The 12,235-nt window shown below is 70.7% G+C and carries 13 protein-coding genes; 3 read left to right on the top strand and 10 right to left on the bottom strand.

Going from position 1 to position 12,235, the window contains the following annotated elements; translation table 11 throughout:
* On the top strand, positions 1 to 1,020 hold a 1,020-nt coding region (locus AB0M56_RS30895), incomplete at its 5' end, for an IS110 family transposase (RefSeq protein WP_364182319.1).
* On the opposite strand, the gene AB0M56_RS30900 is transcribed toward AB0M56_RS30895, so the two are convergent.
* Positions 1,007 to 1,636, bottom strand: a complete 630-nt coding sequence (locus tag AB0M56_RS30900) for a class I SAM-dependent methyltransferase (protein ID WP_364182322.1) — start codon at positions 1,634 to 1,636, stop codon at positions 1,007 to 1,009. The two genes, AB0M56_RS30895 and AB0M56_RS30900, sit on opposite strands and share 14 nt — an antisense overlap.
* A 199-nt stretch (positions 1,637 to 1,835) precedes the next feature.
* On the opposite strand from AB0M56_RS30900, the gene AB0M56_RS30905 reads away from it, so the two are divergent.
* Positions 1,836 to 2,108, top strand: coding sequence for a DUF2716 domain-containing protein (locus AB0M56_RS30905; protein ID WP_364182325.1), 273 nt, complete (start codon positions 1,836 to 1,838; stop codon positions 2,106 to 2,108).
* Here the strand turns inward: AB0M56_RS30905 and AB0M56_RS30910 are convergent.
* From AB0M56_RS30910 to AB0M56_RS30950, 9 genes are all read right to left on the bottom strand, one after another.
* Positions 2,091 to 2,669, bottom strand: coding sequence for a TetR/AcrR family transcriptional regulator (locus tag AB0M56_RS30910; protein ID WP_364182328.1), 579 nt, complete (start codon positions 2,667 to 2,669; stop codon positions 2,091 to 2,093). The two genes, AB0M56_RS30905 and AB0M56_RS30910, sit on opposite strands and share 18 nt — an antisense overlap.
* Positions 2,670 to 2,682: 13 nt before the next feature.
* Positions 2,683 to 3,900 (bottom strand): chloride channel protein, encoded by a 1,218-nt coding sequence (locus tag AB0M56_RS30915; RefSeq protein WP_364182331.1) that lies wholly within the window; start codon positions 3,898 to 3,900, stop codon positions 2,683 to 2,685.
* Between the two features lie 81 nt (positions 3,901 to 3,981).
* Complete coding sequence (locus AB0M56_RS30920; protein ID WP_364182334.1) at positions 3,982 to 4,404, bottom strand: nuclear transport factor 2 family protein; 423 nt, start codon at positions 4,402 to 4,404, stop codon at positions 3,982 to 3,984.
* A 74-nt stretch (positions 4,405 to 4,478) separates the two neighbouring features.
* A complete protein-coding gene (locus tag AB0M56_RS30925; RefSeq protein WP_364182337.1) occupies positions 4,479 to 5,636 on the bottom strand; it encodes an acyl-CoA dehydrogenase family protein in 1,158 nt (385 codons plus the stop codon).
* Positions 5,637 to 5,712: 76 nt separating this feature from the next.
* Complete coding sequence (locus tag AB0M56_RS30930; protein ID WP_364182340.1) at positions 5,713 to 6,447, bottom strand: SDR family oxidoreductase; 735 nt, start codon at positions 6,445 to 6,447, stop codon at positions 5,713 to 5,715.
* A 45-nt stretch (positions 6,448 to 6,492) separates the two neighbouring features.
* The gene (locus tag AB0M56_RS30935) at positions 6,493 to 7,671 is read right to left on the bottom strand and encodes a thiolase family protein (RefSeq protein WP_364182343.1); all 1,179 of its coding nucleotides are present in this window, start codon (positions 7,669 to 7,671) and stop codon (positions 6,493 to 6,495) included.
* A gap of 137 nt (positions 7,672 to 7,808) precedes the next feature.
* Positions 7,809 to 8,408 (bottom strand): TetR/AcrR family transcriptional regulator, encoded by a 600-nt coding sequence (locus tag AB0M56_RS30940; RefSeq protein ID WP_364182346.1) that lies wholly within the window; start codon positions 8,406 to 8,408, stop codon positions 7,809 to 7,811.
* An 85-nt stretch (positions 8,409 to 8,493) separates the two neighbouring features.
* The gene (locus AB0M56_RS30945; RefSeq protein ID WP_364182348.1) at positions 8,494 to 9,222 is read right to left on the bottom strand and encodes a DsbA family protein; all 729 of its coding nucleotides are present in this window, start codon (positions 9,220 to 9,222) and stop codon (positions 8,494 to 8,496) included.
* Between the two features lie 295 nt (positions 9,223 to 9,517).
* The gene (locus AB0M56_RS30950; protein ID WP_364182351.1) at positions 9,518 to 10,492 is read right to left on the bottom strand and encodes an NADPH:quinone oxidoreductase family protein; all 975 of its coding nucleotides are present in this window, start codon (positions 10,490 to 10,492) and stop codon (positions 9,518 to 9,520) included.
* A gap of 109 nt (positions 10,493 to 10,601) precedes the next feature.
* Between AB0M56_RS30950 and AB0M56_RS30955 the strand changes: the two genes are divergently transcribed.
* Entirely contained in the window at positions 10,602 to 12,224 is a 1,623-nt protein-coding gene (locus tag AB0M56_RS30955; RefSeq protein WP_364182354.1) for an AMP-binding protein, read from the top strand.
* The last annotated feature ends 11 nt before the right edge of the window (positions 12,225 to 12,235 follow it).

Genomic DNA, 12,235 nt, shown 5'->3' on the forward strand with positions numbered 1-12,235 from the left:
GACACCCACCGCGACACTCTCGCCGCGGCCGCGGTCACCGCGGTCGGCGCAACACTGGGACATGCCGATGCCCCGGCCAGCGCCGAGGGCTACCAGCAACTGCTCGACTTCGCGCGAGCGCAGGTGCCCGGCCAGCGGTGCTGGGCCGTCGAAGGAACCAGCAGCTACGGTGCCGGACTCGCCGCCTTCCTCAGCGAACAGGGCGAACGGGTCGTCGAAGTCTGCCGACCCAAGCGTCCACCGCGGCGCGGTGGACGCAAGAGCGACGCCCTTGATGCCGTTCGAGCCGCCCGGGAAATCCTCAGCAGCGATCGCCTGATCGAGCCGCGCACCCGCGGACAGCGAGAAGCCCTGCGCGTCCTGGTGAGCACACGAGCCGGCGCGGTCTCCGCCCGCACCGCCGCCATCAACCACCTCAAAGCGCTGATCGTTTCCGCTCCCGAGAACCTACGCGCGGAACTACGTGGGCAGACCAGCGACGCACAGATCAGCTACTGCGCGAAACTGCGTGACCGTCCCGCCCAGGACCTCGAGCTTCGCACCACCATCCGGGCGATGCGCTCCACCGCCCACCGCATCCAAGCACTCAAGGCCGAGGCGAACGCACTCGAACGCGACATCGCGCGTTTGGTCGACGACGTTCACCCCGAGCTGGCACAGCTGCCCGGCGTCGGTGCCCTGAGCGCCGCTCAAATCCTGATCAGCTGGTCCCACCACGGCAGGCTTCGTTCAGAAGCAGCGTTCGCCAGCCTCGCCGGCGCCGCACCGATCCCGGCCTCATCAGGGCTGACCAACCGCCATCGCCTCAACCGAGGCGGCGATCGTCAACTCAACCGAGCACTCCACACCATCGTGCTCACCCGCAGCCGGATCGACCCCGCGACCCGCGACTACATCACCCGCCGACTGGCCGAAGGCAAGACCCTCCGAGAGATCAAACGCTGCCTCAAGCGAATCATCGCCCGCCAACTCTTCCGCACTCTCCAACAACACCACAACACCGCACCTACGACCCCTTGACGCCACATAGCAGCGTCATAGGGACACCCCCCCCGCCGGAATTGACCGCGCGCAGGACGACGTCGCGGGTGTGGTGAGTGCCCTCCGGCCCCGGCCGATTCCGGGGCCGCGACTCGTGGACCAGGATCGTCCACTCCTCGCCGAGGAGCCGCGCGATCTCGTCGGGCCGGTAGTAGCCGCCGTAGTCCACGCCCTCGTCGCCGGGATCGTGTCCGGCGACGAGCAGCGTGCCCCCGGGCGCGACCGCCGCGAGCAACCGGTGCAGCGCCTCGTGCTCCGGCCGGTGCGGCAACGGAAAGTACTGCGCCGACACGAGATCGAACACCCCGGCCGGCAACCCGACGGTGCTCAGATCGGCCCGCGTCCACGCCACCCGCCCGGCCACGTCGGCGCCCGCTGCCGCACCCCGGCGCAACGCCGTCTCCGCGACGTCCACCGCCGTCACCCGCCACCCCCGGCGCGCCAGCCACACCGCATCGGCCCCCTCCCCGCACCCGACGTCCAGCGCCTCCCCCGGCGCCAGCCCCGCGGCCTCCGCCACGAGCACCTCGTTGGGCTCCCCGCTGAACACCTGCGGGCGACCGCGGTACATCTCGTCCCAGGACTGCGTGTTCATACGCCTCGCCTTCGTCTGTCCGCCGGGCACCAATCTGCCGAGTGGGCGACCTTCTCGGCAAGCTTCATTGCCGAAACGGCAACGCCCCTCGCGATGCCCGGTAGGCTCCCGGCCGTGCCGAATTCGCTTGGGTCGAACTCGATGGGGAGCTTCAGCGCGAACTGTGGGCCGAGTTCGCCACCGAATTCGGCTTCGGGCCGTGCACGAGTCGGCCCAGTACCGGCCGCACCGCGTCACGGACATCACGGATCTCGACGGCTGGGAGTACACCCACTACCCCAACGGGGACTACCTGATCTTCGTGTCGAAAGACCTGTCGTTCGGCATCGTCGGCAACCACCACGAGAAGAGCCTGTGTTTCTTCGGTGAGGCAGCCGTGCCGGCGGCCACCGAGTTGAACCGCGGGACTCTCGGCCCTCTGCTCCGCCGTGACGGGCAGACCATGAGACAGGCCTCAGCCACCGAACAGTGACGTCACCAGGGTTTCCGCGATCGCCCGCAGCTCGTCCGGCTCGTAGCGCACCCGTTCCATCACCGCGAGACCGCGTGTGGTGCTGACGACGAGCCGGGCTGCGCCGTGGAGGTCCACGGGGGACTCGACGCCGTCGTCCAGAGTGGACAGCTTGGCGTGCACCAGAGTTTCCAGCTCGTGCAGCAGGGCCCGCACGGCGGACTCCGCGCGGGGCGACTCCGTGGCCGCTTCGATGGCGGTGCGGGTGGAAAGGCAGCCGTGGGGCGGGGTGCCGGCGGTGAAAGTCTCGATGCAGTAGTCGAAGAACGACAGGAGCGCCGCGCGTTTCGTCGGCCGGTCGAGGGCCGCGGAGGCGCCGGCGAGGAAGTCGGCTGTGTATTCGCCGAAGGCGCGCAGGAAGATTTCTTCCTTGCCGCCGTAGGCGTTGTAGAGGGAGCCGCGCTGGACGCCGGTGCCGGTGGCCAGGTCGAGCATCGACGTGGCGCGAAAGCCGCGGTCGGTGAAGACGTCGAGGGCGCGCGAGAGGGCCTCGCGCTCGTCGAACTGGCGTACGCCCGCCATGGAACCCCTTTCCCTACTCGCCGGCCAGCCTAGTCGGCTCCGGAAGATCGAAGACGCCGTGCCTCGTGAGCAGCCCGGCCAGCCAGCCCAGCGCCGTCGCCAGCACGATCGGCGGCAGCAGGTCGAGCCCGCTGAGCTCGACCGCGAGCACGACGGCCGTCGCCGGTGCCTTCGACGCCGCGGCCAGGCACGCGGCCATCCCCGCCGCCGCGCCGCCCGCGATGGGCAGCGCCGAGCCCACCGTCGCCCCGACGAACAACGCCGGCCCGATCGTCCCGACCACCCCGCCCGCCCCGACGGTCACCCCCGTCGCCACGACCTTCACCACCGCCAGCACCAGCAACACACTCAGCCCGCCCGCCGCGGCCCCCGGCTGGCCGACGCCGGCGACACCGGGCACCGCGAACACGATCAGCCCGACGGCCACCCCGCCGACAACAGCGCGGACCCAGCCTGAGCAGGCCCAGCGAACGAGAGCCCTGGGCCGGTCCGGCCGAGCAGCACCCACCGCGGCACGAGCATCGCCAGAGCCACCGGCGACAACCCCAGGTCGGCCCGGGCCATCAGCCTCGCCCATCCAGTCCTCGTCGGCAACGAAACGCCGCGAGCCGGCCACGCCGCGAACCCACCCGGACCACGCCCCACCGACGTACAACGACCACGCCAGCACCACACCGAACAACCCCGCCACCACACCACCGAACGCAGACCCGCCCACCGCGACATCCGGCAGCCGCAGCGGTTCACCCGGCAGTGCCCAGCCCGTCAGCGCGCCCGCGGCCGAGCCGATCGCCACCGCGACGAGCTCCGCCCCGCCGAGGCCCTCGACGAGCACCTCCGCCACGAGCACCACGCCCGCCAGCGGGGCGCCGAACGAAGCCGCCACCCCGCCCGCCACGGCGGCAGCCGCGACGGGACGCACCGAAGCAGGAGGCAGCCGCACCGCGCCGGCCAAAGCGGACCCCAGCGCCGCCGAGATGTGGACGACCGGGCCTTCCGCGCCACCCGAACCGCCGAAGCCGAGCAGCACGCCCGACGCCAGCGCCTTGGCGCCCGCGACACGTCCGCGCAGGGGTGAGCCCGCGAACGCCTGGCGCACCTGGGGAATCCCGCCGCCACCGGCATCCGGCACGAAGCGCACCACCGCCACGCACAGCAGCGCCCCGGCGACCGGCGCGAGCACGACGACGGCGGGCGGCGCACCGGCCACCAGCGACCGGAGCGCGCCCACCGTCTGTCCGAACGCGACAGCCGCGACCCCTGAGACCGCGCCGGCCAGGGCGGCCGCGAGTAGCAGGCCCGAGCGCACGCGTCAGGCCGCGAACAGTCGCTGGTGCAGCTCGTACGAAGCCCGCTCGACGTGGTTGTGAACCAGCTTGCCGTCCTCGATCTCCCACACGGCGGTGCCGCTGAAGGAGATGGGGCGACCGTCCGGTTCGGACCCGAGCACGCCGTTGTTGCGCCCGTGCACGTGCCACCGCGAGGCGACGCGGCTGCCGTCGTGGTTCTCGAACGTTTCGACGATCTCCAGCTCCAGGTCGTGCACCTGCTCGAGGAACGCGCCGATCCAGGCCTTGAAGTTCTCGCGGCCCTCGATGCGCACGCCCGCGTTGGTGATCACGAAGTCCTCGACCACGAAATCGTCGGCCGCGTCCGGGTTGTGCCCGTTCCAGACCTCGTTCCAGAACGATTCGACCAGCTCCGCCGAGTTCGGCACGGTGACCTCCAAAGTCATGTTTGACATTGCTGTCAAAGATAGCTCCGGGACGTGCCGGTCGCGCCTGTTTGCGAGCAGCACCACACCAACGGCTAGCCGGCGAACGCGTCGGCGAACCGGTAGCCCTCCAGCAGCTCCCGCGCGGCAACCAGGTACTGGATCGTGGGAGTGCCCTCCTCCAGCCAGTTGAGGCGCGCGTCGCGGTACAACCGCTCGATCGGGTACTTGCGGGTGTAGCCGATGCCGCCGTGCACCAGCAGCGCCCGGTCGGTGACGCGCCCGACAGCCTCCAGCCCGAACTGCTTCAGCAGCGAAGACTCGGCCGGGATCCGCTTGCCGGCGTCCCACTTGGCCGCGGCGTCGGCCAGCATGCCGCGCAGCGCGTACACGTCCGCCGCCATCTCGGCGAGGTAGCGCTGGATCGCCTGCCGCGACGCGATCGGCTTGCCGAACGTCACCCGCTCCTGCGAGTACTTCACCGAAAGCTCGAGCGCCCGCGTCGCCGTACCGAGCGAAGACGCCGCGATGAACACCCGGCTGACCTCAAGCGCCCGTTCCAGGTGCGCACCGCCCTCACCCTCGGCCCCGACCAGCGAAGACGCGGGCACCCGCACGTCGGTGAACGTCAGCTCGCCGTGCTCGGCACCCTTGCAGCCCATGGTCTCCGGCAGCGGCGCGATGGTGAACCCAGGCGCGTCCCGGGGCACGATGAGCGCGGAGACGTCCACTTCGGACGTCTTCGCGAACACCAGGAAGTGTGACGCGATGTCGGAGTTGGTGATGAGCCACTTGCGCCCGTTCAGCACGTACTCGTCACCTTCGCGACGAGCCACAGTGGACAGATCGGCGCCCGTCCCGTTGCCGGGCTCGGTGAGTGCGAATGCCAGGGACTTCTCACCCGTCGCCGCACCCGGCAGGATCTCGTTCTTCTGCGCGGCGTTCCCGATCTCCGACAACGCGTGGGCGAACGAGTTGTGGACGTGCACGATCGCCCGGATCCCGCCCTGGATCTTGGCGAACTCGGCGAGGATCGGCAGGTACTGCGCGATCGACAGGCCGGAGCCGCCGTACTCGCGCGGCACGATCAGGCCGAACGCGCCGCACGCGCGCAGCGCCGGCAGCACCACGTCGTAGGGGATCTTCTCAGTGTCCTCGATCTGGTGTTCCAGCGGGTCGAGCTCGTCCCAGATCGTGGCGAAGACGGCGTCGCGCAGCTTGCGGTAGTCGTCTTCGGGCAGGCCAGTGGTCATCGGTTCCTCCTTGAGTTCGCAGTCTCGGGTTTCACGGTCTCGGGTTTCACGGTCTCGGAATTCACGGTCTCGGAATTCACAGCGTCCAGCCGCCGTCGGCGGCGAGTACCGCGCCCGTGCAGAAGGTGGCGTCCTCGGCGAGGAACACCGCAGCGCGGGCGATCTCCTCGACAGTGCCGAAGCGGCCGAGCACGGTGGCGTCGGCGATCTTCTGCCGCGCCCCGTCGGGAATCGCGGCGGTCATGTCGGTCTCGACGAATCCGGGCGCCAGCACGTTCACGCGCACCCCTTGGGGCGCAAGCTCTTTCGCCAGCGACCGGGCGAAGCCCACCGCCGCGGCCTTCACGCTCGCGTACGCGGTGTCACCGGGGAAGCCGACCGTTCCGACGGCTGACCCGACGAGCACGACGCTGGGGTTCGCGCCCTCGGCCAGCCACGGGATCGCGGCGCGCACCAGCGCGGCCGTGCTGCGCAGGTTCTCCTCGATCACGCGCCACCAGTCGCCGGGGTCGGCGCGGGCGAGCTTGCCGCCGTGCCACACCGCGGCGTTGAGCACGAGCGAGTCGAGCCGGCCCCAGTGCCGGGCGACCTGGTCGACGAGCGCCTCGGCCGTGTCGGGCGCGGCGAGGTCGAACGCCACCGGCAGCACCCGGCCGGGCGCGTCCGCGGCCAGCTTCACGACGCGGTCCCCGCCGGAGCGATACGTGCCGGCGACCCGCAGCCCCCGGTCGAGCAGCTGCCGCGCGATGCCCTCGCCGATCCCTCGTGAAGCACCGGTGATCAGCGCGACCCTGGCCTCTTCTGCATTCATGAATTGATTGTACCGATCGGTCCAGACGGATAAGTGTGACAAAAATCAGACCCGTTCGACGATCGTGGCGTTGGCCATGCCGCCCCACTCGCACATCGTCTGCAGCCCGTAGCGGGCGCCGCGGTGTTCGAGCGCGCCGACGAGCGTGGTCAGGATCCGGGCGCCGCTCGCCCCCAGCGGGTGGCCGAGCGCGATCGCTCCCCCGTGGACGTTGAGGCGTTCGGCCTCCACCTTGGTCTCGCGCTGCCAGGCCAGCGGTACCGGCGCGAACGCCTCGTTGACCTCGAACAGGTCGATGTCGTCGACAGTCAGCCCGGCCCGCGCGAGCACGGTGCGCGTGGCCGGCACGACACCCATGAGCATGAGGATCGGATCGTCGCCCACCACGGCCGTCGTGTGGATCCGGGCGCGCGGGGTGAGCCCCAGCGCCTCGGCCTTGGCCGCGCTCATCAGCAGCACGCCGGCCGCGCCGTCGGACAGCGGCGACGAGTTGCCCGGCGTGATCTTCCAGTCGATCTCGGGAAACCGGCTCGCGGCGGCTTCGTCCACGAAGGACGGCCGCAGCCCGGCCAGACCGTCCACCGTGGTCGACGGACGGACGGTCTCGTCGGCCGCGAATTTCGGCGCCTCGGCGACCGTGACCAGGTCCGAGGCGAAGAGTGAACGCGATTCAGCGGCACGACGGTGGGATTCCGCGGAGAACGCGTCCAGCTCGTCACGGCTCAGCCCCCACCGCGCGCAGATCAGTTCGGCGGAGATCCCTTGCCCGACGAGCCCGCCGGGAAACCGCTGCACCACTCGCGAGCCGAGGTGGTCGGCGCCCTGGGCGTCGGAGTGCATCGGCACGCGCGACATCGACTCCACGCCGCACGCGATCACGACGTCGGCCGCGCCGGCCTGGATCGCGTGAGCGGCGAAGTGCACCGCCTGCTGGCTCGAGCCGCACTGCCGGTCGACCGTGGTCGCGGGCACCGACTCCGGGAACCCGGCGGCCAGCACGGCACTGCGGGCCGGGTTCACGGCCTGCTCCCCCGCTTTGGTCACGCAGCCGCCGATCACGTCGTCGACGAGCGCGGGGTCGAGGTCGTTGCGCGCGACCAGCCCGGCGAGGACGTCGGCCAGCAGGTGTACGGGGTGGACGTGCGAGAGCGCACCGCCCCGCTTCCCCTTGCCGACGGGGGTGCGCAGCACGTCGACGACGACCGCGTCGCGTGGTGAAGTCATGGGTCCTCCCGGAGTCCGACGCTGGAATCACCGGGGACGATACCTGTATAGACCGGTCGGTACAAGGATTCAGGCACACGGCTGCCCGCACCGGGAATTCGATCAGGAAAACAAGAAACGAGCCGAATGCGCCCGGGTCAGGCGCGGATTCCCTCGATCAAGGCGTCGAGGAACATGTCGGCGACCTCGTCCGGCGTCAGCTCGCCACCGGGCTCGTACCAGAGGTAGGTGTAGTTGAGCATGCCGAGGATGCCCTTCACGAGCAGCCGCGGGGTCTGGCGCAGCACCTTGGCGCGAACGCCGTTGTCCAGCGCCTGGCGCCAGTAGCCCTCGTAGCGCTCGCGCGCGGTGATCACGTGGTCGCGCCACTCGCCGGTCAGCGCCGTGTACTCGCGGAAGAACACGGCCCACTCCGAGCGGTGCTCGGCGATGTTGCGCAGCAGCCCGCGGGCCATGCGCCGCAGCAGCTCCTCGGCGGCGAGGTCCTCGTCGAGCAGCTGCTCGGCGTAGGCGTTCATGGAGTCGACCTGCTCTTTGCTGATCGAGTAGAGCACGGCCTCTTTGCTGCCGATGTAGTGGTACAGCGCGCCCCGCCCGAGACCGGCGGCGGTGCCGAGCTCGGCGATCCCGGTGCCGTGGTAACCGTTCCGCGCGAACAGCTCGGCCGCAATGCCGATCACCCGTGCCCGGTTCGCCTCGAAGCCCGTCACCGTCATCTCGCCGACGCCCGCCTTCACCCCTCGTGGACCGAACGTTCCAAGGATATCCGCCGGCGGCCCCACCCCAGCGCAAGGGCGAGGTCCCGGCAGGTCGACCGGCGTCTCACTTCTTCTGCCGACGGCTCCCGCCGTGCCAGTCCTCCTGATTGCCGGCCTCGCCGGCGCTCACGCCGAACGCCCGCAGCTGCGGCTGCTCGCGCAGGCTGCGCTTGAGCTCGGCGAAACCCGGGAAACGCGACAACGCCACGACGTGGTTCCACAGCTCGACGGCCTCGTCGTCAGAGGGCAGCCGGCTGATCACCGGGCCGAACAGCGCGGTGCCGCGCGGCGGCTCGAAGTGCAGGATCGGCGTGCCGACGTCCTTGCCCGTCAGCGTCAGGGCGACGTCGGTCTCCGCCTGGATCACGGCGTCCCAGGTGTCGTCTTCGAGCGCGTCGGCATACTCGTGCGGAAGCCCGCAGGCGTCGAGCGCTGTGGTCGCGAGGTCACGCACCCCGCGGTGCACCGCCGCGGCCGTGCCACCGGGCACGGCGTCCTGCTCGAACGTCTCCTGCCCCAGCTTCTCGTAGAACGCGCCGATCGGCTCGGGTCCGTGGTCGCGGCGGATGCGCGCGGCCACGCGCAGCAGCTTCAGCCCCGACGTGTGCGACTCCTCGTACTCCGGTGGGAAGTGCGCCGCGTAGTCGATGTGCGAGTTCAGCAGGCGCAACGAGATGAACCGCCACTCGACGTCGTACTGCTTCAGCCGCGCGACGGTGCGCACCCACTTGCTCGTCATCCAGGCGAAGGGGCAGACGGGGTCGAAGTAGAAGTGCAGATCGGGGTCGCTCATGGGACGAGCGTACCCGCCGGACGCTCCCGTACCACCCGGTCCACGCCGGGCCGAGGCGCCATGGGCCAAGACACAACCGAAGTCCGCTCGCCAGACCGGCACCTGCTTGTACCGATTGATACAAGCAGGTGCGACGTACGACGCGCTCGCCGAGTTTCCGCGGCGCTCGGTGCACTGGCGACGGTGCCGAAACCGACCGTCAGCGCTCGCCACCGAGGACCGCGCGACCGGGATGAAGTCTTTCCTCGAGAACGGCGCCGGGAAGGCGAAATTCGCTGGGCGCCGAGCACGCCCGTCAGAACGTCAAGACGCTTTTCCCCTTCGTCCGGCGGGATTCGAGGTCCAGCAGGGCCTGGGCGCCGTCGGCGAAGGGATAGGTGCGGCCGAGCACCGGGCGGACGCGGCCGGTGCTCGTGAGCACCGCGAGCGCGGCGCCGACACGGTGGATCAGGCCGGGATCGTGGGCCGCGTAGTGGCCCCAGGCGACGCCGACGGCCGAGATGTTGCGCAGGAGCAGGCGGTTGACGGCGACCTGCGGGATCCGCCCCTCGGTGAAGCCGACGACGAGCAGCCGGCCGCCGGGGCGCAGCAGCCGCAGGCTTTCGTCGAAGCGGTCGCCGCCGACGGGGTCGAGCACCACGTCGACCCCGCCGGTGCGCTCTCGGACCTGCTCGGCCCACCCATCGGCGCGGAGTACCTCCGTGGCGCCGGCGCGGCGGGCGACCTCGGCCTTGGCGTCGTCACTCACAACCGCCAGCACGCGGGCGCCGAGCGCGAGCGCCACCTGCACCGCCGCCGTGCCGACGCCGCCCGCCGCACCGTGGACGAGCACCGTCTCCCCCGGCTCCAGCCGGCCGCGCTCGGCGAGGCCGAAGTACGCGGTTTGATAATTGACCATCAGCCCGACACCGTCGGTGAAATCGAGGTTCCCCGGCAGCGGCACGACATTCGCGGCCGGGACGCCGACCGCCTCCGCGTAGCCGCCTCCGTGGCCGGTGAAGGCGACCACCCGGTCGCCCGGCGCGAAGCCCGATCCGGCGGCGGCCCGGCGCACTGTCCCGGCGACCTCGAGTCCCGGCGCGAACGGCGGGTCGGGCCGCACCTGGTAGCGCCCGTGGGTGAGCAGCAGATCGGGAAACGTCACGCCCGCGGCGCGCACGTCGACCACTACTTCCGCGTGGACTCCAGGCGCGGGCAGTGTGCCGAGCCGCAGGGCACTGGGGCCGGTGGGTTCCGTGACCACGAGGGCGCGCACTTCGCCGGTTTCCATGAATGGACAGTACTTGTTTATACCGATCGGTACAAGCATAATTGCGTGTTCAGAGACTTATTCAGACCGATCAGTCCAACACATGATCGGCAGAGGAGGTTGGGCGACGATGCTCGACGAAACAGCCACGGAAATCCCCGGCGCGGACGGGCTGGTGCACCGGCCCGTCTGTGCGCGCGTCACGATCGCGGAGCTCTACGAACGGGCCTACCGCCAGTTCGGCTCGCGCGTCGCCGTGCGGGACGGCGGCACCGCGCTCACCTACGGCGAGCTCGGCGACCGGGTGCATCGCATCGTCGGCGGGCTCGCCGCGCTGGGGCTGCGCCGAGGTGACCGCGGTGTGCTGCTGCTGGGAAACGGACACGAGTTCTTCGAATCCGAACACGCGCTGTTCGCCGGCGGGCTCGTGCGCACCGCGCTCAGCACCCGCCTGCACCCGCGCGAAGTCGTCCACATCCTCAACGACTGCGCCGCGTCCGTCGTGTTCGCCGATGCCGCGTGGGCCGAGCAGCTCGCCGGGATCCGCGCAGAACTCCCCCACCTCCGGTACGTCGTCACGGTCGCCGGCGGCCCGGGCGACACGACACTCGACGAACTGCGCGCGGCCGAACCCGCTCGGCCGGCGAAGCCCGACGCCGGCGACCCCGCGGCGATCCTCTACACGAGCGGCACGACCGGCCTGCCGAAAGGCGCCACGCTCAGCCACGCCGCCTGGGCCGCCATGGTGCGCAACGAACTCCTCGAACTGCCGCCGGCGGCCGACGACGATCTCGTACTGCACGTCGCGCCGCTGAGCCACTTGAGCGGATACGTGGCGCCGGCGTACTTCGTGCGCGGCGCCACACACCTCACCTGCGCCAAGTTCGACCCCGCGGTGGTACTGGACCTGATCGAATCCCACCACGTGACCGTGCTCCCGATGGTGCCGACGATGCTGAACCTGCTCGTTCTCGCCGCCGAGCAGCGACCCGGCGACTACTCCTCCCTGCACACCGTGGTGTACGCGGGTTCGCCGATCGCGCCGGACCGGCTCGCCCGCGCCCGCGCGGTGTTCGGTGACGTGTTCGTGCAGTTCTACGGGCTGAGCGAGCTGCCGATCCCGATCGCGTGCCTCTCGGCGCGCGACCACGCGTACGACCCGGCCGGCGCGGTCCCGGCGCGGCTGGCCTCTGCGGGCCGGGTCAGCCCGTTCGTGGAGGTCAAGCTCGTCGACGACACCGGCGCCGAAGTCGGCCACGGCGAGATCGGCGAGATCACCGTGCGCGGCGACCAGACGATGATGGGCTACTGGCACCTGCCCGACGCGACGGCCGCGACCCTCGGCCCGGACGGCTGGGCCGGCACCGGCGACCTCGGCCGCTTCGACGACGAGGGTTACCTGTACCTGGTGGACCGCAAGAAGGACATGGTGGTCACCGGCGGGTTCAACGTCTACCCGACGGAGATCGAGAACGTGGTGTCGACCGTCGCGGGAGTCTCGGAGGTCGCCGTGGTCGGCGTGCCCGACGAGACGTGGGGCGAGGCACTGAAGGCGATCGTGGTAGTGCGCCCCGGGTTCACCGTGACGGCGGACGACGTCATCACCGTGTGCGCGCAACACCTGGCCGGCTACAAGAAGCCCCGCTCGGTCGAGTTCGTCGACGAGCTGCCGAAGACCGGTTCGGGCAAGATCATGCGGCGCCGGCTTCGCGACCGGTACTGGGCGGACAGCGCCCGCAAGGTCGGCGGCTGACCACAGTGGAC

This window comes from Amycolatopsis sp. NPDC051372, assembly GCF_040682095.1.
Lineage (GTDB): Bacteria > Actinomycetota > Actinomycetes > Mycobacteriales > Pseudonocardiaceae > Amycolatopsis.